At 73.4% G+C, this 26,220-nt stretch carries 20 protein-coding genes; 13 read left to right on the plus strand and 7 right to left on the minus strand.

The features are described from left to right. Positions 1-55: 55 nt before the first annotated feature. The 4 genes from ACFV9W_RS35845 to ACFV9W_RS35860 form a co-directional block, all read right to left on the minus strand. Positions 56-436, minus strand: a complete 381-nt coding sequence (locus ACFV9W_RS35845; protein WP_266721963.1) for an RNA polymerase-binding protein RbpA — start codon at positions 434-436, stop codon at positions 56-58. 256 nt (positions 437-692) lie between these two features. Further along, positions 693-2,048: an MFS transporter gene (locus ACFV9W_RS35850; RefSeq protein ID WP_385769651.1), complete on the minus strand. Its 1,356-nt coding sequence runs from the start codon at positions 2,046-2,048 to the stop codon at positions 693-695. A 46-nt stretch (positions 2,049-2,094) separates the two neighbouring features. Beyond that, positions 2,095-2,862: a glycerophosphodiester phosphodiesterase gene (locus ACFV9W_RS35855; protein ID WP_385769653.1), complete on the minus strand. Its 768-nt coding sequence runs from the start codon at positions 2,860-2,862 to the stop codon at positions 2,095-2,097. Further along, positions 2,859-3,569, minus strand: coding sequence for a YitT family protein (locus tag ACFV9W_RS35860; protein WP_385769655.1), 711 nt, complete (start codon positions 3,567-3,569; stop codon positions 2,859-2,861). The genes ACFV9W_RS35855 and ACFV9W_RS35860 overlap by 4 nt, the downstream gene beginning before the upstream one ends. A 64-nt stretch (positions 3,570-3,633) precedes the next feature. On the opposite strand from ACFV9W_RS35860, the gene ACFV9W_RS35865 reads away from it, so the two are divergent. Beyond that, the gene (locus ACFV9W_RS35865) at positions 3,634-5,133 is read left to right on the plus strand and encodes a PLP-dependent aminotransferase family protein (RefSeq protein ID WP_385769657.1); all 1,500 of its coding nucleotides are present in this window, start codon (positions 3,634-3,636) and stop codon (positions 5,131-5,133) included. A gap of 15 nt (positions 5,134-5,148) precedes the next feature. Here the strand turns inward: ACFV9W_RS35865 and ACFV9W_RS35870 are convergent, their stop codons facing one another. Both ACFV9W_RS35870 and ACFV9W_RS35875 read right to left on the minus strand, forming a co-directional pair. After that, a complete protein-coding gene (locus tag ACFV9W_RS35870; RefSeq protein ID WP_385769659.1) occupies positions 5,149-6,729 on the minus strand; it encodes a hypothetical protein in 1,581 nt (526 codons plus the stop codon). Between the two features lie 37 nt (positions 6,730-6,766). Then, positions 6,767-6,961: a hypothetical protein gene (locus ACFV9W_RS35875; protein WP_266598445.1), complete on the minus strand. Its 195-nt coding sequence runs from the start codon at positions 6,959-6,961 to the stop codon at positions 6,767-6,769. Between the two features lie 280 nt (positions 6,962-7,241). Between ACFV9W_RS35875 and ACFV9W_RS35880 the strand changes: the two genes are divergently transcribed. From ACFV9W_RS35880 to ACFV9W_RS35925, 10 genes are all read left to right on the plus strand, one after another. After that, positions 7,242-7,634 carry an ankyrin repeat domain-containing protein gene (locus ACFV9W_RS35880; RefSeq protein ID WP_385769661.1) on the plus strand — a complete coding sequence of 131 codons (393 nt, stop codon included), beginning with the start codon at positions 7,242-7,244 and terminating at the stop codon, positions 7,632-7,634. 279 nt (positions 7,635-7,913) lie between these two features. After that, positions 7,914-9,326 (plus strand): HEAT repeat domain-containing protein, encoded by a 1,413-nt coding sequence (locus ACFV9W_RS35885; RefSeq protein WP_385769663.1) that lies wholly within the window; start codon positions 7,914-7,916, stop codon positions 9,324-9,326. A gap of 151 nt (positions 9,327-9,477) precedes the next feature. After that, positions 9,478-10,614, plus strand: a complete 1,137-nt coding sequence (locus ACFV9W_RS35890; RefSeq protein ID WP_385769665.1) for a glycosyltransferase family 4 protein — start codon at positions 9,478-9,480, stop codon at positions 10,612-10,614. Beyond that, positions 10,611-11,762 (plus strand): glycosyltransferase, encoded by a 1,152-nt coding sequence (locus tag ACFV9W_RS35895; protein ID WP_385769667.1) that lies wholly within the window; start codon positions 10,611-10,613, stop codon positions 11,760-11,762. Before ACFV9W_RS35890 ends, ACFV9W_RS35895 begins: the two co-directional genes overlap by 4 nt. After that, positions 11,759-12,679 carry an SGNH/GDSL hydrolase family protein gene (locus tag ACFV9W_RS35900; protein ID WP_385769669.1) on the plus strand — a complete coding sequence of 307 codons (921 nt, stop codon included), beginning with the start codon at positions 11,759-11,761 and terminating at the stop codon, positions 12,677-12,679. The genes ACFV9W_RS35895 and ACFV9W_RS35900 overlap by 4 nt, the downstream gene beginning before the upstream one ends. A gap of 134 nt (positions 12,680-12,813) precedes the next feature. Beyond that, positions 12,814-14,016: a cysteine desulfurase-like protein gene (locus ACFV9W_RS35905; RefSeq protein WP_385769671.1), complete on the plus strand. Its 1,203-nt coding sequence runs from the start codon at positions 12,814-12,816 to the stop codon at positions 14,014-14,016. Between the two features lie 91 nt (positions 14,017-14,107). Further along, entirely contained in the window at positions 14,108-14,800 is a 693-nt protein-coding gene (locus tag ACFV9W_RS35910; protein ID WP_385769711.1) for a GntR family transcriptional regulator, read from the plus strand. Between the two features lie 92 nt (positions 14,801-14,892). Continuing rightward, positions 14,893-16,419: a hypothetical protein gene (locus tag ACFV9W_RS35915; protein WP_385769673.1), complete on the plus strand. Its 1,527-nt coding sequence runs from the start codon at positions 14,893-14,895 to the stop codon at positions 16,417-16,419. A gap of 88 nt (positions 16,420-16,507) precedes the next feature. Further along, complete coding sequence (locus ACFV9W_RS35920; RefSeq protein ID WP_385769675.1) at positions 16,508-17,401, plus strand: hypothetical protein; 894 nt, start codon at positions 16,508-16,510, stop codon at positions 17,399-17,401. Positions 17,402-17,438: 37 nt separating this feature from the next. Further along, a complete protein-coding gene (locus ACFV9W_RS35925) occupies positions 17,439-22,049 on the plus strand; it encodes a hypothetical protein (RefSeq protein ID WP_385769677.1) in 4,611 nt (1,536 codons plus the stop codon). A 16-nt stretch (positions 22,050-22,065) separates the two neighbouring features. Here the strand turns inward: ACFV9W_RS35925 and ACFV9W_RS35930 are convergent, their stop codons facing one another. Beyond that, the gene (locus ACFV9W_RS35930; protein WP_385769679.1) at positions 22,066-22,482 is read right to left on the minus strand and encodes a hypothetical protein; all 417 of its coding nucleotides are present in this window, start codon (positions 22,480-22,482) and stop codon (positions 22,066-22,068) included. A gap of 424 nt (positions 22,483-22,906) precedes the next feature. Between ACFV9W_RS35930 and ACFV9W_RS35935 the strand changes: the two genes are divergently transcribed. Both ACFV9W_RS35935 and ACFV9W_RS35940 read left to right on the plus strand, forming a co-directional pair. Further along, a complete protein-coding gene (locus tag ACFV9W_RS35935; RefSeq protein ID WP_385769681.1) occupies positions 22,907-25,777 on the plus strand; it encodes a nitrate- and nitrite sensing domain-containing protein in 2,871 nt (956 codons plus the stop codon). Beyond that, positions 25,774-26,211 carry a roadblock/LC7 domain-containing protein gene (locus tag ACFV9W_RS35940; protein WP_385769683.1) on the plus strand — a complete coding sequence of 146 codons (438 nt, stop codon included), beginning with the start codon at positions 25,774-25,776 and terminating at the stop codon, positions 26,209-26,211. Before ACFV9W_RS35935 ends, ACFV9W_RS35940 begins: the two co-directional genes overlap by 4 nt. Positions 26,212-26,220: the final 9 nt, after the last annotated feature.

Raw genomic sequence — 26,220 nt, forward strand, 5'->3', positions numbered from 1 at the left:
GGACGCACGGTGTGTGTCCGGCCCCGGCCGTTGTGCTGCGGTGTGCCTCTGGGGCTCAGGCCGACTTGCGTCCGCTGTTGTCCCGCGGGTGCACCGCGATGTTCATCGCGCCCGAACGCAGAACTGCCAGGCGCTCCTCGAGGACCTCTTCGAGCTCCTCACGGGTGCGCCGCTCCATCAGCATGTCCCAATGCGTACGAGCCGGCTTGCCCTTCTTCTCCTCAGGGCCGTCGCCGTCGACGAGAAGTGCCTGGGCCCCGCAGACCTTGCACTCCCACTCCGGCGGAATTTCGGCCTCCACCGAGAAGGGCATCTCAAAGCGATGTCCCTTCTCGCATGCGTACTCCACGGCCTGGCGCGGGGCCAGGTCGATGCCGCGGTCCGTCTCGTAGCTGGTCACTACGAGGCGTGTGCCGCGAAGAGCTCGCTCACTCATGAATCGTGCCTCCCGGGCTTGTCGCCCACAGGACAGGTGTCGCTGTCGTCGTCATCCGGTCAACGTCCGGTCGGCGGTAAAGATTCCCGGTTCCCGGGTCATGCGTCGCCGTCGTAGCCGCCCCTTGTTGTACCCACCGGTGACCGGTTTGTCACATCTCACGCAGGATGTCACCTAGCGTTTCGCGATCTAGACGTGCAGTAACGGTACGCCTGGCAGGCCAACCGCGTACACTACCGGGATTTGCCTTCAGGTGCTAAATCCGGGCCGGTACGGAATTGCCCGCGTCGCGGACCGCCCGATGGACCGGAACCCTCGCGAGCAGGACAAAACCGATCACGAAGAAGGCGACAAGGGACACGATCGCGTCGCGATAACTCCCGGTCAACTGGTACGCGAGCCCGAACACCAGGGGCCCCACCCAGCTCATCCCGCGGTCGCTCATCTCGTACGCGGAGAAGTACTCGGCCTCCTTCCCTGCCGGTACGAGGTGCGAGAACAGCGAGCGGGACAGCGCCTGGGTGCCGCCCAGGACGAGCCCGATGCCGGCGGCGAGCGCGAAGAACCACGCGGGCGCCCCGGCGGGCAGGAAGTAACCGGCCCCGATCGTCACCGTCCACGCCACCAGAGAGCCGAGGATCGTGCGCTTGGCGCCGTACACGCGCGCGAGGCGGCCCATCGCGAGCGCCCCGGCCACCGCCAGGAGCTGCACGAGGAGCACTGCCACGATGAGCGTCGACTGGTCGAGCCCCAGCTCCTCGGAGCCGTAGATGGAGGCCTGCGAGATCACCGTCTGCACGCCGTCGTTGTAGACCAGGTAGGCGAGGAGGAAGGAGAGCGTCAGCGGGTGGCGGCGCATGTCCTTCACCGTGGCAAGCAGCTGCCGTGGTCCTGAGGCCGTACCACCGGGAGCGGGGTCCGTGCGCCGGTCGCGCAGGCGGCGTAGCGGCACCACGGTGAACGCACCCCACCAGACGCCCGCCGACGCCAGGCAGATGCGCACCGCCGTCGACTCGGAGACACCGAAGGTGTCGTGGGCCGTGTACAGCACCAGGTTCGCCAGGAGGACGAGGGCGCCAGAGGCGTAGCCGAAGGCCCAGCCGCGCGAGGAGACCGCGTCGCGCTCCTCCGGGGGAGCGATCTGCGGCAGATACGAGTTGTAGAGCACCATCGAGACGGCCAGCGAGGAGTTCGCGACGACGAGGAGCAGGCCGCCCAGCAGATAGCGGTCGCCGTCCAGGAAGAACATCCCGGCCGTCGCCGCGGCGCCTATGTAGGCACAGAGCGCGAGCAGCGGCTTCTTGCGGCCCGTACGGTCCGCCGCTGCGCCCGCGAGGGGCATCACGAAGATCGACAGGATCACCGAGAGGGAGACCGAGTACGCGAAGAAGGAGCCCGCGCGGACCGGGATGCCCAGGGGGTGCACAAAGCCGTCCGGGTCGGCGGCGGCCTTCGCGACCGAGGTCAGATACGGGCCCAGGAACACCGTCAGGACGCTGGTCGAATAGACCGAGCACGCCCAGTCGTAGAAGTACCAGCCGCGCTGCTCGCGTTTGCGCTCGGCGGGGGTCGGCGCCCCCGGCTCCGCGTCCCGCGCGATCTCGGTGCCCACCCGTGTCCCCTTGCCGTCCCCGCCGTACGGCGCCGCGGGGTGGCGGTCAGACCCACGTCCCCCGGTCCTTGAGGACGTCCCGCAGCGTCTCGATGTGATCGGAAACTATGCCATCGACCCCGAGGTCGAGAAGCCGTCGCATCTCCTTCTCGTCGTTCACCGTCCACACGTGGACCTGCAGCCCGCGCGCGTGGGCGGCCTGGACGAAGCGGTGGTCGACCACCTGGACCCGCCCGTGCGCCACCGGCACCTGGGCGCAGACCGCGGAGCGGCGCAGCGTCGCCGGAATCCCGTACGAGCGCAGGCGCAGGCCCAGCACGCCCCGGGTGCCGTACGACGTGGCGAGGCGGGGGCCCGCGAGGGCCTGCGCGCGGGCGACGCGCGCCTCGGAGAAGGAGCCGACGCAGACGCGGTCCCACGCGCGCGTGCGGCGCAGCAGATCGAGGAGCGGGACGAGCGCGGGCTCCGCCTTGACGTCCACGTTCCAGCGCACGTCCGGGAACGACTCCAGCAGCTCCTCGAAGAGCGGCACCGGCTCGGTGCCCGCCACGCGCGCGTGGCGCACCGTGGACCACGGGAGGCCGGCGATCCGGCCGCCGCCGTCCGTGACCCGGTCCAGCGTGGCGTCGTGGAAGGCGACGAGGCGCCCGTCGGACGTCGCGTGCACATCGGTCTCGATGTAGCGGTAGCCGAGGTCCACGGCGCGGCGGAACGCGGCGACGGTGTTCTCCAGGCCGTCCGCGGCCCCGCCCCGGTGGGCGAGGGCGAGCGGCCCCGGATGGTCGAGGTAGGGATGGCGTACGCGCGAGGTCACCGTCGCAGTATCGCCCGCCGCCATGTGCCGCCGGCGACCACCGTGGAACCGGCGGGCGACGCGGGGACGGCGAAGAAGCGCAGGAAGAACTGCGCCAGCGGGCCGATCGTCAGGGCGTACAGGACCGTGCCGACGCCGATCGTGCCGCCCAGCAGAAAGCCGCTCGCCACGACGGCGACCTCGATGACCGTGCGCATCAGGCGGATCGAGCGGCCGGTGCGCTGGTGGAGCCCGGTCATCAGGCCGTCGCGCGGGCCGGGGCCGAACCTCGCCGCGATGTAGAGGCCGGTCGCGGCGCCGTTGAGCACGATCCCGGCCAGCATCAACGGGATGCGCACTCCTACGGAGTGCGCATCGGGGACGACCGCGAGCGTGCCGTCGATCGCGAGGCCCACCACGAAGACGTTCGATACGGTGCCGAGCCCCGGCCGTTGCCGCAGCGGGATCCACAGGAGCAGGACGATCGCGCCCGCGATGATCGACACGACGCCGATGGAGATGCCCGTCAGCTCGGCGAGCCCCTGGTGCAGCACGCCCCAGGGCTCCAGGCCGAGGCCCGCCTCCACGAGGAGCGCCGAGCTGGCGCCGTACAGCGCGAGACCAACGTAGAGCTGCACGAGGCGGCGGACGAGCGGGCCGCCTGGCGACGGAGCGGACGGTGACGCGGACAAGGTGAGCCCCTCTGTGGTGGTAGTGGCCTGACGCATGACACTCTGTGGCGTGGAATCGGATGCCAACCATGGCCAATCCGAGGAAGGTGGACTGGCTCGCATGGCCCAGTGGACTTCGGCGATCGGCTCGACCCAGCTCGCCCGGCTGCTCACCTCGCAGCAGCCGCGCCCCGCGGGCCCCGGCACCCGCCGCCCGCCCGCCTACCGCGCCCTCGCCGACGGCATCCGCCTCCTCGTCCTGGAGGGCCGCGTCCCAGTGGCCACGCGACTGCCTGCCGAGCGCGAACTGGCCCAGGCGCTCTCGGTGAGTCGGACCACGGTCGCGGCCGCCTACGAGGCGCTGCGCGGCGAGGGCTTCCTGGAGTCCCGCAGGGGAGCGGGCAGCTGGACCGCCGTGCCCGCCGGGAACCCGCTGCCCGCGCGGGGCCTGGAACCCCTGCCGCCCGAGGCCCTCGGTTCCATGATCGACCTCGGTACGGCCGCCCTGCCCGCCCCCGAACCGTGGCTGACCCGCGCCGTGCAGGGCGCCCTGGAGGAGCTGCCGCCGTACGCCCACACGCACGGCGACTACCCGGCGGGGCTGCCCGCGCTGCGCACGATGATCGCCGAGCGGTACACCGCGCACGGCATCCCGACCATGCCCGAACAGATCATGGTCACGACCGGCGCGATGGGCGCCATCGACGCGATCTGCCACCTCTTCGCGGGCCGCGGGGAACGCGTGGCGGTGGAATCGCCCTCGTACGCCAACATCCTTCAGTTGATGCGCGAGGCGGGCCTGCGGCTCGTGCCCGTCGCCATGGCCGACGGGCTCCAGGGGTGGGACCTCGACCGCTGGCGCCAGGTGCTGCGCGAGGCGGCGCCGCGGCTCGCCTACGTAGTCGCCGATTTCCACAATCCGACGGGCGCGCTCGCCGACGAGGAGCAGCGCCGCTCGCTGGTCGACTCCGCGCGCGCGGCCGGCACCGTCCTTGTGGTCGACGAGACGATGACCGAGCTGCACTTGGACGCAGGCCTCGACATGCCGCGTCGGGTCTGCGCGTTCGACCCCGCGGGCTCCACGGTGGTCACGGTCGGCTCGGCCAGCAAGGCGTTCTGGGCGGGGATGCGGATCGGCTGGGTGCGGGCCGCGCCCGACGTCATCCGCAGCCTGGTCGCCGCGCGCGCGTACGCGGACCTCGGGACCCCGGTCCTGGAGCAGCTGGCGGTGAACTGGCTGCTGAACACCGGGGGTTGGGAGGAGGCCGTCGCGCTGCGGCGCGGGCAGGCGCGCGAGAACCGCGACGCGCTGGTGACCGCCGTACGGCGCGAGCTGCCCGACTGGGAGTTCGACGTGCCGAACGGGGGCCTCACCCTGTGGGTCAAGGCCGGTGGCCTGTCGGGCTCGCGCCTGGCCGAGCTGGGCGAGCGGGTCGGGGTGCGCGTGCCCTCGGGCCCCCGCTTCGGCGTCGACGGCGCCTTCGAGGGGTACGTACGGCTGCCGTTCACGGTGGGCGGCGCCGTGGCCGACGAGGCCGCGGCGCGGCTCGCGGCGGCGGCGCGGCTGGTGAGGGACGGTCAGGGCGCGGGCGGGGACGTGCCGCGCACCCTGATCGCGTAAGGCCCGGGCGCGAGGTCAGCGCTTGGAGAGCGCCTCGGCCTCGTCGGGGACCGCCTCGACCGGCGTCTCCACGGTCGCGTCCGCCGGCGTGCTGCGCTCCGGGAGAAGCGCCGTGACCGCCTGCCGGTGCGCCTCGCTCGTCGCGTCGTCGTACGGGTCGGGGGTGGCGGGGACCTGGAGGCGGTGGACGGGACCGTTGCCCAGGCGGGCGTAGCCGCGGCCCGCGGGGGTGTCGGCGGTCGGCGTCGTCTGCGGCACCGTGCCGAGCACGTCCCCCAGCTCCTCCGGAGCGGCCGGACCGAGCACCACGCGCGCGCGGGCGTGCTGGCGTACCGGGTCGATCAGGGCGTCCAGGCTGTCGAGCTGCTCGGCCACGACGACCGTCACGCCGGCCGCGCGACCGTGCCGCAGCGGCACCTGGAGCAGCGTCTGCGGGTCCTTGCGGGCGTCCGCGGCGGCGAGGTGCCCCAGGGCGCTGGGCCGGTCGAGCAGGATCCACAGCGGGCGCTTGATGTCGTCCGGGGTGGGATGCCCGGCCTGGCGCGCCCGGTTCGCGGCGATCAGCCGCCGCTCCGTCTCGTGCGCCGCCCATTCGAGGCTGGTCAGCGCGCCGGCGAGACCGCACTCCACGGCGAGCACCCCGGAGCGGCCGACCAGGCACGCGTAGTCGCCCGTACCGCTGCCCTCGATGATCAGGACGTCGCCGTGCCGCAGGGCCTGCAGCGCGACGGAGCGCAGGAAGGTGGTCGTGCCGCTGCCCGGCTGCCCCGCGACCAGCAGGTGCGGCTCGGTGGAGCGGACGCCGGTGCGCCACACGACGGGCGGCACGTCCCGCTCCTCCTCGCCCGCCATCACCGGCAGTGTGCGCTGGACGCCGGTCCCGTCGGTGAAGCCGAGGACGGTCTCACCGGGCGAGGTCACGAACGGCTGGGCGGCGATGTCCGTGGGCAGCGGGTCGAGCACGTTCACCGTCAGGTGGTTGCCCTCCTCGTCCCACGCGAAGTGGTACTCGCGGCCCCGGCCGAGCTTGGCGTGCAGCAGCTGCTCGATACGGGCCCGCGACGCCGCCTCCCCGTCCGTGAAGTAGGCGGGGTAGCGGATGCCGATCCGGTCGACACGGCCGTCGCCGTCGAAGTCGAACGTCTCGAAGGCCTTCTCCCAGTCGCCCCCGTGCGCGTACAGCGGGCTCGGGTCCTCGGACACGGAGAAGTACGGTACGAGCGCCTCGTAGAGGGACGAGAGGCGCTGTACCTGCGAATCGTCGGGGCCGGTCTGCACCGGCGGCTTCGGATCGCGACCCTTCCATGCGGCCGCCGCCATCAGGGTGATGAGCGCCAGCAGCGGACCGTACGGAATGAACACCACGACCAGGACGACGGCGGCCACCAGGAAGAGCAGCGGTCCGCGCTTCTCCTTGGGGGTGTCCGCCCACTTGTGCCGCCCGGCGGCTGCCAGGCGGCGCAGTCCACGGCTGACCGTGATGAGGGGATGGAGTACGTCGGTGGCACCGTCGGCGGCCGTCCGAGCCATGTCCCGGCTCCGGGCGATCGTGGCGCTGCCGTTGCTCAGAATGCGGGGGAGTGGGCGCCTGGCCACGTCGTTCTCCTGATGGTGTGTGCGGGTGAGGGGTCCGTCAGAACTTGATCCCGCCGAGCAGGCTGGCGAGGCTCTGGCCGCCCGCCTTGATGCTCGGGGCGATGGCCGTGCCCGCCAAGTAGAAGCCGAAGAGGGCGCAGACCAGTGCGTGCGAAGCCTTCAGGCCGTCCTTGCGGAAGAACAAGAAGACGATGATGCCGAGCAGCACGACGCCCGAGATGGACAGGATCATGAGGGTTCTCCTGGTTGATGGGGACAGTCACCATGAGTTCTTCCAGGCTCACAGCATGTATCTATACGACAAAAGGTGCAAATGGGTGGAAATTTGTTTGTTTCACCCGTTCGCGGAGCCCTGCTGACCTGCTCGAGCGTGCTGCCGGACGGTCGTCCGCACTCTCCGTGATCTTTGCCTCGGTGGGGTCGGGCCATGTGCCCGACCGGGCAGTACCCTGTCGATTCACTCGTACGGCTGCACAGCCGTACCGGCACGTATGAGAAAGGCGGTCCGCCCGATGAGCGAAGCCCCCGACCCGGAGGTCGTGGAGCTGGCCACCAAGATCTTCGACCTCGCGCGACGCGGTGAGACGGAGGCTCTTGCGGGCTATGTGGACGCCGGGGTGCCGGCGAACCTCACGAACGACCGGGGCGACACGCTCGTCATGCTCGCCGCCTATCACGGGCACACCGAGGCGGTGCGCGCCCTCCTGGAGCGCGGTGCCGACGCCAACCTCGCCAACGACAAGGGCCAGACCCCGCTCGCGGGCGCCGTCTTCAAGGGCGCCGACGGTGTGATCGGCGCGCTGCTCGACGGGGGCGCGGACCCGGCCGCGGGGACCCCTTCGGCGGTCGACACGGCTCGGATGTTCGGCAAGACGGAGCTCGTCGACCTCTTCGGCGCCTCCTGACACACTGGCTCTGACCAGGCAAAACGGGGGTGCGGGAAATGTGGTCGCGGTGCGCTCCGCCGCTGGGTCATGATGACGGCGTGATTTACGGACGCGAGGCCGGGGCAGGTGGTGCCCACGTGCAGAGCGGGCCGTGAACGGCCCGGTTCCGGGCCTTGGACGAGAGGCAGAGAAATGGGTAGCAGCAAGCAAGAGACGGCGGGCGCTCCGACGTGTTGTCGCGTGGCCAGGTAGGTGAGCATCCCGGTTGCGTCGACGCTTGATGTGAGGCTGTTTCCCATGTTCGAACCGGTCATAGCGCCCAGCGGTACGCTGCTCGGCCTGCTGCAGCGGGGCCGCGGCGACGGCACGCTGCACGCGCTGACGGCGCCGCGAGCCGAGGCTCTCGCGGCCATCAATCACTGTGTGCTGAGCGACCCCCGCCACGACTGGCAGGTGGAGAACCGCTCGCTGTACTACGCCCGGCTCTACGTCGACCTCCACGGCGAGCTCGACGAGATCGAGCGGCACCTCTTCGACCCCGAGGACCTCCTCGACACCGAGGAGTCGCGTACGGGCCTGGCACTCGCGGTCCTCGGCCACCTCGCCTCCTACGGCAGGCCGGACGCCCTGGAGCTGCTGCGCAGGTACGCCGCCGTGGGCGGCAACTGGGCCTGGGCGCTCGACGAGCTGGCCCTGCGCGACGACGACGCGGGCCTGCGCGCGCTCGCCGAGCCGGTCCTCGCCCGCTTCCCGGCGGACGCCGAGGCCGAGCTCGCCGCCGTGGTGCGCGACGCCTTCGAGCCGCGGCCCTGGCGCCTGTGGGCCGAGGACCCGCGCCCACATGTGGGGGCACGCGTGCGTGCCGCGCAGGAGGCCGGCTCCTTCGACCGCTGGCAGCGCCAGATGCGGCCGGCGGGCCCGCGCCCCGAGTGGAGCGTGCAGGCCGTCTTCGACTGGGCGCAGGAGGGCTTCGAGCGCGGCGCCGTCCTGTACGTGCCCGCCGCCCGCTGCCTGACCGCCGTGGCCGGTCCCGAGGACCACGCCCTGATCGTGCGGGCCGCGCAGGACGGGACCGACGGGGCCCGCTGCACCGCCCTTCGCTACCTCGCCGACATGCACGATCCGGCCGCGCTCGATCTCATCGAGGCCGCCGTGGAGGCGCCGTCCCGCGCCGTCGTGGACGCGGCCCTCGACGCCTTCGAGCGGATGAGCGGCGTCGCCGTCGTGCAGCGCGCCCGGCAATGGGCCCCCCGGCCCGACCCGCTCGGCGCCGCCGCGGGCCGCATGCTCGCCTGCCGGGGCGGCGCCGAGGACGGCGAACTCGTCCTCGCCTCCCTCCGGGAGGCAGTACGCGGCGACGGCCCCGACGCCCCCACCCTCTGGCCGCTCGTCGACGGGGCCGGGCGGCTCGGCATCGTCTGCGCCGCCCCCGTGCTCCGGCACATCTACCGCGAGACGGCGTCATCGCACCTCCGTGGCCGCGCCGCCCGCGCGCTCGCCGTCACCGATCCCTCCTTCGCCGCCGGATTCGCCGTCGAGTGCCTGTGGGACTGCGAGGAGAGCACGCGCGAGGTCGCCGCACGGCACGCCGAGACCGGTGACGCCCGCGTCGTCGACCAGCTGCGCCGCCTCGCCGCCGATCCGGCCGAGGAGGACGAGGTGCAGACCGCGGTCCGCAGTCGCATCGGTCCGGACGCGACGGCCTTGTGACGCGCTGACGTACAGGAGGCGGCCCCTGTGGGACGGGGTCGCCTCCTGCTGTTTCCCGGGACGTCGACAGGCGGCTGAAGCTCACGGACCGTTCCTCGCCAGGAAAGATCCACTTTGACGTGAGCACGTCCGGCGGGGCGACAAAGCCCGTATGCGTGTCGTCATCGTGACCGAGTCCTTCCCTCCCGACATCAACGGTGTGGCGCACTGCGCGCTACAGACCGCGCGGCATCTCGCCGCCCGCGGCCACGACCCCCTCGTCGTCGCCCCCGCCACCCCCGACGGCCCTGAGGCGGACGCGGCGGCGCCCTGCCCCGTCGTCCGGGTGCCGTCGCTCCCGCTGCCCGGCTATCCGCAGGTCCGCGTCGCCCTGCCCGGGCGCCGCCTCGCCCAAACGGTCGCCGCGCACCGGGCCGAACTCGTCCACCTGGCCAGCCCGTTCGTACTCGGCATGCGCGGCATGGCGGCCGCGGCCCGGCTGCGCGTACCTGCCGTGGCCGTCTACCAGACCGACCTCGCGGGCTACGCGCGCACCTACGTGGGCGCGGGCGAGGGCGCGGCCTGGCGGCGGATCCGCTCCGTGCACGCCGCCGCCGACCGGACGCTGGCGCCCTCCACCGCCGCACAGCGCGACCTGGAGGCGCACGGGGTGCCGAGGGTGCGGCTGTGGCCGCGCGGGGTCGACGCCGTGCGGTTCAGGCCCGAGCGGCGCTGCGAGCGCCTCCGCGCCGACCTGGCGCCCCGTGGGGAGCTGCTCGTCGGATACGTGGGGCGGCTCGCGCCGGAGAAGCACGTCGAGCTGCTCGCGCGGGTGTCAGGGCTGGAGGGAGTGCGGGTCGTCGTGGTGGGCGACGGGCCGAGCGAGGACTCCCTGCGCGGCGCGCTGCCCGGCGCGGTCTTCCTGGGACGGCGCACCGGCGACGAACTCGCACGGGTCTTCGCCTCCCTGGACGTGTTCGCGCACACCGGCCCCTACGAGACGTTCTGCCAGACCGTGCAGGAGGCCATGGCCAGCGGAGTACCGGTGATCGCCCCGGCGGCCGGCGGACCGCTCGACCTCGTCGCGCACGGCAGGACCGGGCTGCTCGTGCCGCCCGGCGACGCGGAGGCGCTGCGCGACGCCGTGTGGGCACTCGCCGGTGATCCCGCCCTGCGCGCCGCATACGGGAGCGCGGGGCGGGCCGCGGTGGCCGGGCGCAGTTGGGAGGCCGTGGGCGACCTCCTGGTCGAGCACTACGACGATGTGCTGCACGCGCGGTCGGCCGGGGCGGGGGCGGTGGCGGCATGAGCGGGCGACTGCGGATCGTACGGATCGCGAACTTCGTCGCACCCGCTTCCGGCGGACTGCGGACCGCGCTGCGAGAGCTGGGCGCGGGGTATCTGGCGGCCGGGCACGAGCCGGTGCTGATCGTGCCGGGGGAGCGCCTGTCGGACACCGAGACCCCACAAGGGCGCGTCATTACGCTGCCGGGGGCGCCGCTGCCCGCGAGCGGCGGCTACCGCGTCCTGACCGACCGGCAGCGCGTGGCACGGGTGCTGGAGCGGCTCGGCCCGGACCGGCTTGAGGTGTCGGACCGGACGACCCTGCGCTGGACCGGTGAGTGGGCACGCCGCGCCCGGGTGCCCGCCGTGATGGTGTCCCACGAGACCGCCCACGGGGTGCTGCGCACGTGGGGCCTGCCGGAGCGGGCCGCACGGCGGGCCGCCGACGTGCTCAACGTCCGTACGGCGCACGCCTACACGCGCGTGGTGTGCACGACCGAGTGGGCCGAGCGCGAGTTCGTGCGGATCGGCGCGCGCAACGTGGTGCGGGCCCCGCTCGGCGTCGACCTCGTGCGGTGCAGGCCGGGCGAGCACAGCAAGCAGGTGCGCGCCCGGTACGCGCGCGTGGACGAGGTGCTGCTCTTCATGTGCACACGGCTCTCCGTGGAGAAGCGGCCGGGCGTCGGCCTCGACACGGTGGAGCGGCTGCGCCGGTCCGGCGTGCCCGCCCGGCTCGTCGTGGCGGGCGACGGGCCGCTGCGGTCGCGGCTCGAACAACGCGCGCGGGCGCGGCGGTTGCCGGTCGACTTCCTCGGGCACGTCGCCGACCCGGCCGCGCTGGCCGCCCTGCAGGCCACGGCCGACGTGTGCCTGGCGCCGGGGCCCGCCGAGACCTTCGGGCTCGCCGCCCTCGAAGCGCTGGCCTGCGGAACACCGGTCGTCGTCAGCGCGTCCTCGGCGCTGCCGGAAGTGGTCGGCGGGGCCGGGGCGGTGGCGGAGGGCAGCGGCGCGGCGTTCGCGGCCGCCGTCAGGGACGTGCTCGGGCGACCCCTGTGGCAGCGCAGGGCGCGGGCACGCGCGCGTGCCGAGTGCTTCGGGTGGGACTCCGCCGTGGCCGCCTTCCTGGCGGCGCACGACGCGCCCGCACTGGTGCCGCTCGGGGGCTCGGCATGAAGGCGCTCAGGTTCGCCGCGCTCGGCGACTCGCTCACCGAGGGCGTCGGCGATCCGGTCGGCGGCGGATGGCGGGGCTGGGCCGCGCTGCTCGCCGAGGGGCTGACACCCGCGGAAGTCCCCGTGGAATTCCGCAACTTCGCGACCAGCGGGGCGCAGACCTCCGACGTGCTCGGGCGGCAGTTGCCCCGTGCGCTGGAGTTCGCCCCCGACGTCGCGTCCGTGGTGGTCGGCGTCAATGACACCCTGCGTGCCACCTTCGACGTCCAGGCCGTTGCCGCCCGCCTGGACGCCGTGTACGGGGCACTCGCCGGGCGGGGCGCCCTCCTGCTCACCGCCTGCCTGCCGGACCCCGGCACCCTGTTGGGCCTGCCGGGCGTCCTGGCGCGCCCTCTCGCGCGTCGACAGGGCGCGGTCAACTCCGTGGTCCACGCCCTGTCGGAACGCCACGGAGCGGCCCATCTGCACGCCGCCGACGCCGACTGGGTGGCCGACCGTGCCCTGTGGAGCGCGGACCGGCTGCACCCCGGTGAGCGGGGGCACCGCCGTTTCGCGGCCCGCTTCCACGCCGTTCTCGCGGCCACGGGGGAGGCGCTCGGCCCGGCGCCCGACGTCGAGCCGGAGCGGCCCGGTCCGACCCGCGCCGCGGGCCTGTGGTGGCTCGCCACGGCGGGCACCGGCTGGGTCGCGCGCCGCTGCGCCGATCTGCTGCCCCAGCTTCTGGCGCTCGCGGCGGACGAGGTGCGGCACGAGGTGCGGGGCACGGGCGCCCGGCTCGACCTGCGGGCCTCGGCCGGGGTCGCGGCGGCGCTCGCATCGGTCTCGGGTCTGGAGGTGCCGCTTCGGGCTTGCGATCATGTGACGGGAGTCGCGGGAGCGGCTCCGGGTACGAGCCAGCCGTGCGAGGTCTGCCCCTGACAGGTCTGTCCCTGGCAGGTCTGTTCCTGGCAGGACTGTCATCGACGGGTCTGTCACCGACAGGTCTGTTCCTGACGGGTCTGTCCCGGCCAGGGGGAAGCCTCGCGTCGCCTACGCACCATAGGAGTTGAGTCATGGCCCTCGACATCGCCGCCGTCCGCGCGCAGATCCCCGCCCTGAAGTCGGGCACGGCCCGGTTCGACGCCCCGGGCGGCACCCAGACCCCCGCGCCGGTGATCGACGCCGTGGCCGCCGCGCTGACCGGTCCCCTGGCGAACCGGGGCCGGACCACGGAGGGGGAGCGCAACGCGGACGGCATCGTCGTCGAGGCCCGCGCGGCGCTGGCCGACCTGCTCGGCACCACGCCCGGGACCGTCGTGTTCGGGCGCAGCGCCACACAGCTCGTCTACGACCTGTCCCGGATGCTCGCCAAGACCTGGCGGCCCGGCGACGAGGTGGTCGTCACCCGCCTCGACCACGACTCCAACATCCGCCCGTGGATCCAGGCGGCGGAGGCGGCGGGCGCCACCGTCCGGTGGGCCGACTTCGACCCGCGGACGGGGGAGCTGCGGCCCGAGCACCTGGAAGCGGTGCTCTCGGAACGTACCCGCCTGGTGGCCGTGACCGCCGCCTCCAACCTGATAGGCACGCGTCCCGACCTGCCTGCCCTGGCCGCCCTCACCCACGCGGCGGGCGGGCTGTTCCACGTGGACGCGGTGCACTACGCCTCGCACGCCGCGGTGGACCTGGCGGCGCTCGGCGCGGACACGCTGGTCTGCTCGCCGTACAAGTTCCTCGGACCGCACTTGGGCGTCCTCACCGGCCGCGCCGAACTGCTCGACTCCTTGCGCCCCGACAAGCTGCTGCCGTCCAGCGACGCCGTGCCGGAGCGCTTCGAACTCGGCACCCTTCCCTACGAGTTGCTGGCTGGCGCGCGGGCCGCCGTGGACTTCCTCGCGGATCTGGGAGCGGAGGCGGGCGGCAGCCGCAGGGAACGCCTCGTCGCCTCCTTCGCGGCCCTGGAGGAGCACGAGGACGCGCTGCGGCAGCGTATGGAGCAAGGGCTCGCGGACCTCGGAGGAATCACCCTGTACTCGCGTGCGCAGCAGCGCACCCCCACCCTCCTGTTCACCGTGGAGGGCCACAGCCCGGCCGAGATCTCCGAGCGGCTCGCCGGCCACGGCATCGACGCCCCCGCCGGTTCCTTCTACGCGGTGGAGGCCTCGCGGCGGCTCGGCCTCGGGGACGCGGGCGGCGTCCGGGTGGGCCTCGCCCCCTACAGCAGCGCGGAGGACGTGGAGCGGCTGCTCACCGCTCTGGAAGCGGCCGTGTCCTGAGACGACGCAGTCCTTCACGGCTCTCGTTGAACGATCCGTCGATACCAACGTTGTCTCGTTCCCGGAACTGCGCTTGAATTCCGCCGTGGCCATGGACGAACTCAACGCTCTCGCGGACGACCGCGCGCTGCTGGGGCGCACCAGCACCGCGGAGCGCGTCGCGGACATCCTGCGGAACCGGATCGCGGAGGGCTACTTCCCACCCGGGACGCGCCTGTCGGAGGACAGCATCGGAGGCGCCCTCGGGGTGTCGCGCAACACGCTCCGCGAGTCGTTCCGGCTGCTCACGCACGAGCGGCTGCTCGAACACCGGCTGAACCGCGGGGTCTTCGTGCGCGTCCTGAGCGTCGACGACGTCGAGGACATCTACCGGACCCGGCGCATGGTCGAGTGCGCCGTCGTGCGGTCCCTGGGAGATCCGCCGTACGCGCTCGACGGGCTCGCGGGGGCCGTCGCCGACGGGCACCGGGCGGCCGAGCTCCGCGAGTGGAAGAGCGTCTCGACCGCCAACATCCACTTCCACCGCGAGCTCGTCGCCCTGGCACGCAGCGAGCGCACCGACGAACTGATGCGCAGCGTCCTGGCCGAGCTGCGTCTCGCCTTCCACGTCGTGGACGACCCGCAGCGCCTCCACGAGCCGTACCTGGCGCGCAACCTGGAGCTCGTGGAGATGCTGCGCGAGGGCCGCAGGGACACGGCCGAGACGCTGCTCGGTGAGTACCTCGACGACTCCCGCGAGGGACTCGTCGAGGCCTACCGCCAGCGGCTGCCGAAGGACGGATAGCGGCCCGTCGGGGCCTGTGACGGGCGGGCCCGAAAGCCGTCGCATCTGCGCCGTTTCGACCGTTGTCAGACCCAGCGCATACCCTGTGCTCCGTGACTTCGCCTGCCAGCACGGAATCCGTTCCGCCCCAGCTCAGCGCGGGGCCGCGCCCCGCACCGGGCCCGGCCGCCGACGAGGGGCTCGCGCGGCGGCTTCGCGCGCTCGCGTGCACCGCGCCGCTGCACGACCTGGACGTCCGCAAGGCCAATCTCGCGGGCGAGTACTCGACGTACGGGATGGCGGAGGTGGCGCTGTCCGCCATCGACCTCGTCACCCTGAACATGGACTTCGACACGGGCGCCGACCACGAACAGATAGTGGCCAGGCTCGTACCCCGTATCGCCGCGCAGGCCCCGCAGCGGCCCGCCGCCGAGCACGAGCGGGTGGCCCGCTGGGTCCTGGAGAACCTGATCAACGTCGGCAGTGTGGACCGCGGCTTCCGCGCCGTGTACGGCACGTTCGCGCCCGACGGCTCCTACGTACGGCGTGACTACGACTTCAAGCTGATCGAGGAAGTCCCCGGCTACGGCGGCAGCGTCTACCTCCGTACGACGGACGAGGCGGTGAACGTGCTGGTCGGCGCCCTCGACACCGACGTCACCAGCGCGCAGATCGCCGCCGAGGTCAAGCTGGAGGTGCTGATCAGCCGCGGCCGCCTCGCGGACGCGCAGCTCGCCGCCGAGCAGGCCAGGTACCGGACCGTGCAGTACTCGGAGACGCTCCGCAAGGCGCTGGACGCGACGCGGCGCAATGTGCGCGCTGTCGACTGGCTCAAGGCCGTGCCGGACATGATCGCCGAGGCGCTCGACCACGTGGCGGACCGCTACCGGCACGAGAACGCGATCCTGACCAACATCCGCAAGGCCCGCGACGAGTCGGAGGACCAGGAGCACAAGCGCCGCGCCGCCGAGCTCGTCGACATCGTCAAGGACTGCATCCGCCGGCACACGCTGCTGCAGTCGCGTCTCCTGGAGGCGGGGCCGCTGTTCCGCGCCGAGCAGGACCGGCAGGCCTTCACGACGCCTTCCGCGCGCGCGGGCCTCGACCTGTACGGGCAGCTCGTCGCTCCGCTGCTGCCACTTCCGGTGGAGAGCGCGAGCAGGGTGACCGACGCGTTCTTCGCGCGCGGCACCGGGCTGCGTACGCCCGTGTCCGTCCGCGTCGGAGACCTGGTCGACATACTGCTCACGCCTCCCCAGGAGCGCGAGCACCTCGGCGCGGAGATGCCCGAACCGGACCTCATCGCCACGCCGGACGACAGCCGGTTCAGCGACGAGCAGCTCGCGGGCGCCATGGAACTGCTCGACCTGCCGTCGGACGCGCCGCGCCGGCTGTCCGGGCTGCTCGCCGACGCCCGCGAGCGCGATGCCGAACTGCCGTACCTGGTCGCCCTGTTGGCGGTGCACGCCGCGAGCCCGCCGGTCGGCACCGCCTACCGCCAGGGCGAGGAGAAGCTGCTGTTCGCCGTGGACGACGGCACGGAGCTCGACGACCCGGAGTTCGGCGGCGCCGACCTCATCGTCGGCACGGCCCTGCTCGACGCGGTCGGGATGGCCACGGACCGGACGGAGGCCGCGTGATGCCGACCCACGGCCCCGTAGAGCACGCAGCACGCGCAGTGCACGCGTCACACGCAGCACACGCAGAACCCATGAAGGAGCACCACCCGTGACCGAGTACGCCGAAGAGCACGCCGAACGGGGCGAGCCCGACGCTTCGGGCTCGGCCAGGGCCCAGGCGCCCGTCACCCCGGCCGACGCCGCGGACGCGGCCCGGCTGGTCTCCTTCGGCCTCCAGCCCAAGCTGCAGCCCTCCCGCGACCAGGAGTACGGCGAACTGCTTCGCCGCTACCGCGAGGACCCGCCCTTCGCGCGCCTCGCCGACGCCGTCGCCACCGGGCTCGGCCTCGTGGTCCTGGAGGTGTCCCCGCGCGCGGGGATGGCCGTGACCGCCGCCGAGGACTCCGTGTTCGCGGTCCGCATGGGCGACTACGCGCGCAAGGCGGCCACCGACTCCACCGACCGCTTCCTGCACGGCCTCGCCCACCTCGCGGTCGCCGCGCTCGCCTTCCCGCGCCCCGAGGACCTCGCCGACGACGGCTACATCGGCCGCGTGAGCGTCAACGGCGTGGACGCCTTCGTCCGGCAGGCCTGCCGGAAGCTGGAGGAGCGGGCCGAGGAGACCGGCGAGAACACCGACCCGACGACCGAGGCGCCCGGACTCGAAGCGGCCTGGCGGATCTGGGCCCGCCGCAGCTCCACGGGTGCCACCAAGGACACGCGCCGCCTCGCCAGTTCGACGACCGGCATCGTCGGCAAGGCCGTCGCGTTCCTCACCGACTCCGGCTTCCTGCAGAGAACCGGCGACGACTCGGGCGGTACGTACCGCACCACCGCCCGCTACCAGCTCCAGGTCCGCGACATGGCCGGCACGGCCGCGATGGCCGAACTCCTCGAGCTGGGCGTCGTTCCCGTCACCGACGGGTCCGCGAGCCTGGTGCCGCCGATGGACGAGGACGCGACCGGGCTCGCCGCCGACGCGGGCCTGCCGTTCCACTCCTGACCTTTTCGAACTTCCGTACCTACCACGAGAGTCCGCCATGTACGAGCTGTCCCGGGTTCGCCTCTACTCCATCGGGCCCGCCGGTGCACGCTACGCCGACACCGTGCTTGACCTGCGCGGAGTCGGCGAGCCCGTGCCCGACCCCGCGCCCACCCAGGCGGAGTTCTTCGAGGACGAGCCGGTCGGCCCGCCGCGCCGCCCCGCGCCGGCCGGTGTGCTCTTCCTGGAGAACGGCGGCGGCAAGTCGGTCCTGCTCAAGCTGATCTTCTCGGTCATGCTGCCCGGCCACCGGAACACGCTGGGCGGCGCCAGCTCCGGCGTGCTGCGCAAGTTCCTCCTCGCCGACGACTGCGGACACGTCGCCCTGGAGTGGCAGCACACGCTCACCGGCGAGTGCGTCGTCGTCGGCAAGGTCAGCGAGTGGCGCGGACGCCAGGTCTCGAACGACCCGCGGAAGTTCGCCGAGGCCTGGTACTCGTTCCGGCCCGGCCCCGGACTGAGCCTCGACTCGCTGCCGGTCGCCGAGTCCAGCGCCGTACGTCCCGTCGCCGAGGGAGCCTCCGGCGCGCAGGGGCGGCGCCGCACCATGAAGGGCTTCCGTGACGCGCTGACCGAGGCGGTCAAGGTGTACCCGCACCTCGAGGTGCACTGGGAGGAGATCCACGACCGGTGGAACGAGCACCTCGGTGACCTGGGCCTCGACCCCGAACTCTTCCGCTACCAGCGGGAGATGAACGCGGACGAGGGCGAGGCCGCGGGCCTCTTCGCCGTCAAGAAGGACTCCGACTTCACCGACCTGCTGCTGCGCGCCGTGACCGACACGCGGGACACGGACGGCCTCGCCGACCTGGTGAGCGGATTCGGGAACAAGCTGGGCCGGCGCGCCGAGCTGATCGCCGAGCGCGACTTCACCGCGGGCTCCGTCGACCTGCTCACCCGCATCGTGGAGGCCGCCGACACGCGCTCACGCGCGCGGGACATCCACACCGCCGCCGAGCGCCGTACGCGCACGCTCGCCCGCCGCCTGTCGGCCCGCGCCGCCGTCGAGCGCGGCCGCGCCGGAGAGCTGGCCCAGCAGGTCACCGCCGCCGCGCACACCGTCACCGAGGCGGAGTCGGCGCGCGAGCGCAGCTCCCTGATCGCAGCCGAACTCGCCTACCGGCATGCCTCCTTGGCGCTCGCCGGAGCCGAGAAGTCCGCCGCCGCACAGAAGCGCGAGCTGGCCGACGCGCGCAACCTGTACTCCGCCTGGCAGGCCGCGGAGGCCGTCCTGCGCCACCGCGCCGCAGCGGACCGCTCCGCGCGCGTGGCCGTCGCCATCCGTGAGGCCGAGCGCGACGCGGCGCCCGCGCTCGCGGCCCGCGCCAAGGCGGCGTCCGAACTCGTGCGGGCGCTGCACGGCGCCGCCGAGCAGGCCGAGGCCCACGCGAACGAAGGGGAGGAGCGCTCCGCCGTCCTCCAAGAGGCCGGCGAGACCGCGCACCGCGACGCCACGGCCGCCGCCACCGAGGCGCAGCGCGCCCGCAGCGAACTCGGGCACCTGCGCCAGCGGTTGACCGAGGTCGAGCAGGAGACCGCCGAGGCCGTGCGCGCCGGGTGGATCGACGACAGCGCACCCGACGCCGACCCGGCCCGCGCCGCGCTGGCAGCCGCCGACGCGGAGAAGACCACCGTCGCCGCGTGGGACACCGCGCGCGAGGCGGCCCGCCGGGCCTCCGAGCACGCGCGCGAGGCCGGCTCCGTCGAGTCGCGCGCCGAGCTGACGGCGGCCCGTGCCGCCGACGCCGCGAGCGCGGCGGAGCAGGCCCACCAGGCGGAGGAGCGGGCGGCCGCCGCCCTCGCGGGGGAGGAGCGGCTCGCCGAGCTGCTCGGTACGGGCGGGCTGCCCGCCGCCTCCGAGACCGGGGAACCCGGCGGACCCGTGCAGGACGCATCTGAGGGCTCGCTCACCGCCGAGGACCTCGATCGCGCCGCCGACGACCTGAAGACGCTGCTCGACGACACGGTGACGTCCGCCGAGCGGCAGCTGTTCGAGCTCCGCACGGCCGCCGCCGACGACTCCCGGATCCTGGGCGCCCTGGGTGACGGTGGCCTGCTGCCGCCGGGCCCCGACGTGCTGGCCACCGTCGAGTTCCTCGGCGAGCACGGCATCCCGGCGCTGCCCGGCTGGCGCTACCTCGCCCAGTCCGTCGATCCGGCCGACCACGCGCGCGTGCTCGCCGCCCGGCCCGAACTGGTCGACGGCGTGGTCATCACCGACTCGGCGGCCCACGAGCGGGCCCGCGAGGCGCTCGCAGGGGCGGCCCTGCTGCCCCGCTCCGCCGTCGCCGTCGGCACCGCCGCGGCGCTGCTCGCCCCGACCCCGGCCGAGAACGCGTCGGACGAGAACGTCTTCCTCGTACCGCCGAACCCGGCCATGCACGACGAGCACGCCGCCGACGAGGAGCGGCAGGCGCTGCGTGAGCGCGCGGCCCGGCGCGACGAGGAGATCCGGGCGCTCGCCGGACGCCTCGCCAAGGACCGCGAACTGGCGGCGCGGCTCACCTCCTGGCGCACCGGCTGCCCCACGGGCCGTCTCGCCGAACTCGCCGCCGCGGCCCGCGAGGCCCGCGCGTTCGCCGAGGAGTCCGAGGCCGAGCTCGCCGAGGCCCGCACCGTGCGCGCCGAGGCCGACGAGTCCGCCGCGGAGGCGACCCGCGTGCGCGACGAGCGGCAGGAGGCGGCGCAGAAGGCCCGCCGCGCCGCCGACGCGCTCGCCGGGCTCGCGTTCCGCCTGCGCGAGCGCGCGGGCTGGCAGGCGAAGGTCCGCGAACTCGCCGACGAGGCCGTCGAGTCGGAGGCCCGCGCCCAGTCCTGCCTGGAGCACGCGCGTTCGGCCGACGAGGACCGGCGGGCCGCCCAGCGCTCCGCCGACGACGCCCGCCGCACGGCCCGCACGCTGCGCGCCGAGCGCGCCGAGATCGCCGGCGCCCCCGACGAGGTGCCGGAGGGCGAGCCGCCGCAGGCCTCACTGCCCGCGCTGCGGGAGGCCTACCGCGCCGCTTCCCAGGTCTACGAGAAGGTGGGCGTCGGCGCCGACCTGCGCGCCGAGCAGGCCCGCGCCGAGTCCGACGAGTCCGCCGCGCTCGCCGAGCTGGACCGGCTCAGCAACAAGGTGCGCACCCGCGCCGCCGCGCTCCTGGAGACCTCCGAAGGTGCCGACGGCCCCTCCCGGCAGGCCGCCGCCGCGCGCGCCGAGGAACTCGTCCAGCTCTTGGAGACCCGCGCCTCGACCGCCAGTGAACAGCTCGGCCGGCTGCGCGGCGAGGCCGAGCGGCACGCACCCGAGGACGGCGAAGCGCACACGGAGCTGCCCGAGGACCTCGTCCCGTCCGACACCGAGCACGCGCAGACCCTGCTGCGCACGGCGACCACCGAACTCGCCACCCGCACCGACGCGTTGAGCACCGCCCGCGCCGCCCACGCCGAACTCCTCGACGCGCACCGCGCCGCCGAGGACGGGGCCGGCGGCTTCGACGAGACGGCCGCGCTCCTGCGCGACCTGCTGCGCGATCACGCCGACGCGGCCGAGGACCAGGAGCAGCCCGAGCCCTACCCCGGCGCCCTGGAGGAGGCCCGCCAGGCGGCGGCCGAGACCCGCCGCTCGCTGCGCGGCTGCGCCGCCGACCTGTCCGCCGCCGAGTCCGCCGTCCGCGAGGCCAGCGACATCCTCGTACGGCACGCGAACTCGACGCGCTACGAGCAGGTGCGCACGCCCGCCCGCCAGCAGATCCGCGAGCTGCCCGCCTCCGCCCTGCCCGAGCACGCGCAGAAGTGGGCCGACGCCTTCGCGCCCCGGCTGCGCGTCCTCACCGACGAGCTGGCCCAGTTGGAGCGCAACCGCGACTCGATCGTGGACCGGCTGCGCGGACTCGTGGAGTCCTCGCTCGCCACGCTCCGCTCCGCGCAGCGCCTGTCCCGGCTGCCCGAGGGGCTCGGCGAGTGGTCGGGCCAGGAGTTCCTGCGGATCCGCTTCGAGGAACCCGACCAGGCCACGCTGATCGAGCGGCTCGGGGAAGTCATCGACGAGGCGACCAGCGCGGCCGTGAAGAAGAATTCCGACCTGCGCCGCGACGGCATGTCCCTGTTGCTGCGCGGCGTCAGCGCGGCCCTTCAGCCCAAGGGCGTCGCCGTCGAGATCCTCAAGCCCGACGCGGTGCTGCGCGCCGAGCGCGTCCCCGTCGGACAGATGGGCGACGTGTTCTCCGGCGGTCAGCTGCTCACCGCGGCCATCGCCCTGTACTGCACGATGGCGGCGCTGCGCTCCAACGACCGGGGCCGCGACAAGCACCGGCACGCGGGCACGCTGTTCCTCGACAACCCGATCGGCCGCGCCAACGCCACGTACCTGCTGGAACTCCAGCGCGCCGTGTCCGACGCGCTCGGCGTCCAACTCCTCTACACGACCGGCCTGTTCGACACGACGGCACTCGCCGAGTTCCCCCTCGTGATCCGGATGCGCAACGACGCGGACCTCCGGGCCGGCCTGAAGTACATCAGCGTGGAGGAACACCTGCGGCCGGGCCTGCCCCAGCAGGACCCCGAAGGCGAGACGGTGCACGGCGAGATCACGGCCACGCGGATGTACAAGCGGCCTGCCGAAGGCTGATGCCGGATGGGGCGGCTCAGGTGTGGGTCAGCTGGCCGGACCTGCCGCGCCTGCGTATGCCGATGGAGTCGGGCCGGGCGACGCCGCGCCGCGACTTCGCGGCCCGGCGGGCCCGGCGGCGCTCCTTGCGCAGCTGCCGGGCCGTACTGGCCGGGACCGAGATCACGCCGTGCCGCTGGTTCCACACCTGGCGGGTCACCCAGACGTCCAGGACGCCCCACGTGGCCACCACCGTGCTCCCCACGCTGCTGAGCACCATGGGGAAGGCCAGCCAGGAGTCGGTCAGCGTGCAGAGCACGGCGATCATGGCCTGGATCAGCGTGAGCGAGACTATGAGGACGGCCCGCACCGCGGACGTCCGTACGGGATCGGGCATGCGGCGCCGTCGCGCCGGCTCCTCGACCCACAGTCCATTTCGATCCGCCGTGCCCATCGCCACGTCACTCCCCACCGCTCGTGGGCCTCAATAGCCCTCAAGCCGATGCCCCCGCACCGGCACTGCACAGTGACTGCCCGAATTGCCGTGCTTTACGCCGTCGGTTCGTCTGCCCTTGATGAAGACGAACGGCGGGGCGGGAAGATTCCCGTTTCGGTGAACTTGCCTGTTCCGGGCGGGCGGTGCGCAGGATTCCGGCCAACTCTTCGGCCGTGCGGACCGATGGCGATCCCCGCCGAAGCCGGTTCTGGGCGGAGGGAATCTCCTGCAATGCCGGACAACTCATGATGTCTGCACCGCAGTTCACCTCGACGTCATCCGGACAGGTCTTCGAGTTGCTCCCGTCTCAGTAGTAGGCTCGCGCCGTTTGTTGACGCACATGTGTGCCCCTGAAGGCAGAGGGGTCGATCTGGGGGAGGCCATGCGCTTTCGCGGGAAGTCCATCCGCCGGAAGATCGTGGCGTTGTTGCTGGTGCCGTTGCTGTCCCTGACGGCCATCTGGGCCTTCGCCACGGTGATCACGGGGCGCGCCGCCGTCCAGCTGATCTCCGCGGGCCAGGCGATCGACTCGGTCGCCTACCCGCTGGTCGCCACGAGCCGCACCCTGCAGGCGGAACGCCGGCAGACGCTCGTGTATCTCGCCGACCCCCGTGCCTCCGAGGCCCAGTCGGCACTGCGGGCCAAGCGGACCGCGGCCGACGAGTCGATCACCCGGATCAAGGAGAAGGTGCGCGACAGCGCCGTCCGCGAGGACCTGGACGGCGACGCCCGGGCTTCCCTCGACACCGCCGTCGAGGGCCTGGAAGGCATCGCGTCGCTGCGCCGGAACGTCGACGAAGGAACCGTGACCCGCGCCCAGGCCCTCGAGTTCTACAACCGCCTCGTCGCGCCGACCTACGACTTCCTGCTCGACCTCACGGCCCTCGACAACGCGAAGGTGGAACGCCAGGCGCGCGCCCTCGTCGGCGTGCTCAAGGCACGCGAACTCCTGTCCCAGGAGGACGCCCTGGTCGGCTCGGGACTCGTCGCCCGCCGGTTCACCCAGCAGGAAATCCGGCAGGTCTCCGACCTCGTCGCCCAGCGCTCCCTCCTCTACGAGACCAATCTCGCGCTCCTGCCCGACTCCGAGCGCTCCCGCTACCAGCGGTTCTGGAAAAGCCCCGACACCAACCCGCTGCGCACTGCTGAAGAAGCGGTCGTGAGCGGGTCCCCCGGAACACCCCGCGGCGTCACCGCGCGGAGCTGGGACAGGGCGTCGCAGTCCGTGCTCGGTGAGCTCGTCGACCGGGACACCGCCGCGACCGAGCGCTACCAGGACCGCGCCCGCCCCGAGGCCATCAACGTCCTGGTCCGGGCCGGGGTCGCCGGGGTGCTCGGCCTGCTGGCGCTGCTCTTCTCCCTGTACCTGTCCGTACGCATCGGCCGCGGGCTCGTCCGCGACCTGCGCCGGCTCCGCATGGAGGCCCACGAAGCCTCCGGCGTGCGGCTCCCCGGGGTGATGAGACGCCTCGCCGCCGGGGACGATGTCGACGTGGAGACCGAGGCCCCGCGCCTCGAATACGACAAGGACGAGATCGGGCAGGTCGGCCAGGCGCTCAACACCTTGCAGCGGTCCGCCGTCGAAGCCGCCGTGAAGCAGTCCGAGCTGCGCCGCGGCGTCTCCGAGGTCTTCGTCAACCTCGCCCGGCGCAGCCAGGTCCTGCTGCACAAGCAGCTGACCCTGCTCGACACCATGGAGCGCAGGACCGAGGACACCGACGAGCTCGCCGACCTGTTCCGCCTCGATCACCTCACCACCCGGATGCGCCGCCACGCGGAGGGTCTGGTGATCCTCTCCGGCGCCGCTCCGTCCCGGCAGTGGCGCCGGCCCGTCCAGCTCATGGACATCGTGCGGGCGGCCGTCGCCGAGGTGGAGGACTACGAGCGCATCGAGGTACGGCGGCTGCCGCGGATCGCCGTGACCGGACCCGCCGTCGCCGACCTCACCCACCTCGTGGCCGAACTCCTGGAGAACGCCACGGTGTTCTCGCCGCCGCACACCGCCGTGCAGGTGGTCGGCGAGCGCGTCGCGAACGGCTTCACCCTGGAGATCCACGACCGCGGTCTAGGCATGGCCCCCGACGCGCTGCTCGACGCCAATCTGCGCCTCGCCGAGACACCCGAGTTCGAGCTCTCCGACACCGACCGGCTCGGCCTGTTCGTGGTCAGCCGGCTCGCCCAGCGGCAGAACATCCGCGTCTCCCTTCAGCCCTCGCCCTACGGCGGCACCACCGCGGTCGTCTTCATCCCGGACGCCCTGCTCACGGACGCCCCCGACACCGAGGGCGCGGGCTTCCGTCTCGACCGGCCCAACGCGCCCCGCCGCACGGCCCCGCCGGTGACCCGCGCGAAGCCGGGCACCGTGGCGGGGCTGCCCGGTCTGCCGGCCTCCGTGGTCGACGGTCCTGTCGAGCTGGAAGCCCCGCTCACGACCTCCGACATGACCCAGTTCCCCGGAGCGCTGGGCGACGAGGACAGCGAGCGCGGCAGTCTCTTCCGCCCCCGCCGCGCCGTGGCCGGGCCTCCTGGCGAACAACACCAGCAGGCCGAGGACGACGGCGCCGGGACCGACGGCACGGACGCCTCCCGCCGCACGGGCGGCCCGCGCCGCTCCGGGGACCGCGACGCCCAGGACCCGGCTGCCCGTCCGGAGGGGCCGCTGCCGCTCCCGCGCCGACGCGTGCCCAAGCTCGTCAGCTCGCACGGCCGACCCGTGACCCACAGCCGGCCCGGCGAGTCCGACCGCACCGCGCCCGAACCGAGCGAACGGCACGACCGGGACAACAGCAACAGCAGCGGCATCAGCAACGGCAATGGCAGCGACGACAGCACCGGCAGCGACGGCAACGGGGACGTACGACCTGATGCCCCATCGGGCCTCCCCAGGAGGCGCCGCGCACGTGCGGTGGAGGAGACTCCGGCACCGCGCCGCGAGCCCCCGGAGCCAACGGCGGACGCCCCGCAGACCGGCAACGCTCCCAGCACTACGCCCGGCGGGCTGCCCCGCCGCGTCCGACAGGCCAATCTGGCCCCGCAGTTGAAGGACGGCCCCGACCTGCGCGGCGACAGCGCGGCACCGGCCGAAGACAGGACTCCCTCCGCACAACCCGCCGACCGGGACGCCGACGAGGTGCGCAGCCGTATGGCCTCGCTCCAGCGCGGCTGGCGGCGTGGGCGAGCGGAGAACACCGCGGGCGATGAGCGCGCCGACGGTACAGCACCAGGAACGAATTCTGAGGGGGACGGTCGATGACCGCGCCGAAGGCCAATGCGCAGACCACCAACGGCGTTGTCGGGGAGCTGAACTGGCTCCTGGACGACCTGGTCGAGCGCGTCGCCGGTATCCGCAAGGCGATGGTGCTCTCCGGCGACGGGCTGCCGACGGGCGTCTCCGAGGGCCTCAGCCGCGAGGACAGCGAACACCTCGCCGCCGTGGCCTCCGGATTCCACAGCCTCGCCAAGGGGGTGGGCCGGCACTTCGAGGCGGGCGGCGTCCGCCAGACGGTCGTCGAACTCGACGAGGCCTTCCTGTTCGTCACCGCGGCGGGCGACGGCAGCTGCCTCGCGGTGCTGTCCGACGCGGACTCCGACGTCGGCCTCGTCGCCTACGAGATGACCCTGCTGGTCAAGCGGGTCGGCACGCATCTGGGGACGGCCAGGCGCACGGATCTGCCCGCCGGAGGGTAGTGGGTTGAC

It is taken from the genome of Streptomyces sp. NPDC059897 (assembly GCF_042730865.1).
Classification (GTDB): Bacteria; Actinomycetota; Actinomycetes; order Streptomycetales; family Streptomycetaceae; genus Streptomyces.

Excerpts from the sequence above, each read along its gene's own strand:
- ACFV9W_RS35925 (WP_385769677.1), top strand. The coding sequence starts at position 17,439 with ATGTACGAGCTGTCCCGGGTTCGCCTCTACTCCATCGGGCCCGCCGGT.
- ACFV9W_RS35905 (WP_385769671.1), top strand. The coding sequence starts at position 12,814 with ATGGCCCTCGACATCGCCGCCGTCCGCGCGCAGATCCCCGCCCTGAAG.
- ACFV9W_RS35885 (WP_385769663.1), top strand. The coding sequence starts at position 7,914 with ATGTTCGAACCGGTCATAGCGCCCAGCGGTACGCTGCTCGGCCTGCTG.
- ACFV9W_RS35895 (WP_385769667.1), top strand. The coding sequence starts at position 10,611 with ATGAGCGGGCGACTGCGGATCGTACGGATCGCGAACTTCGTCGCACCC.
- ACFV9W_RS35865 (WP_385769657.1), top strand. The coding sequence starts at position 3,634 with ATGGCCCAGTGGACTTCGGCGATCGGCTCGACCCAGCTCGCCCGGCTG.
- ACFV9W_RS35940 (WP_385769683.1), top strand. The coding sequence starts at position 25,774 with ATGACCGCGCCGAAGGCCAATGCGCAGACCACCAACGGCGTTGTCGGG.
- ACFV9W_RS35935 (WP_385769681.1), top strand. The coding sequence starts at position 22,907 with ATGCGCTTTCGCGGGAAGTCCATCCGCCGGAAGATCGTGGCGTTGTTG.
- ACFV9W_RS35900 (WP_385769669.1), top strand. The coding sequence starts at position 11,759 with ATGAAGGCGCTCAGGTTCGCCGCGCTCGGCGACTCGCTCACCGAGGGC.
- ACFV9W_RS35930 (WP_385769679.1), bottom strand. The coding sequence starts at position 22,482 with ATGGGCACGGCGGATCGAAATGGACTGTGGGTCGAGGAGCCGGCGCGA.
- ACFV9W_RS35910 (WP_385769711.1), top strand. The coding sequence starts at position 14,108 with ATGGACGAACTCAACGCTCTCGCGGACGACCGCGCGCTGCTGGGGCGC.
- ACFV9W_RS35890 (WP_385769665.1), top strand. The coding sequence starts at position 9,478 with ATGCGTGTCGTCATCGTGACCGAGTCCTTCCCTCCCGACATCAACGGT.
- ACFV9W_RS35875 (WP_266598445.1), bottom strand. The coding sequence starts at position 6,961 with ATGATCCTGTCCATCTCGGGCGTCGTGCTGCTCGGCATCATCGTCTTC.
- ACFV9W_RS35880 (WP_385769661.1), top strand. The coding sequence starts at position 7,242 with ATGAGCGAAGCCCCCGACCCGGAGGTCGTGGAGCTGGCCACCAAGATC.
- ACFV9W_RS35845 (WP_266721963.1), bottom strand. The coding sequence starts at position 436 with ATGAGTGAGCGAGCTCTTCGCGGCACACGCCTCGTAGTGACCAGCTAC.
- ACFV9W_RS35860 (WP_385769655.1), bottom strand. The coding sequence starts at position 3,569 with ATGCGTCAGGCCACTACCACCACAGAGGGGCTCACCTTGTCCGCGTCA.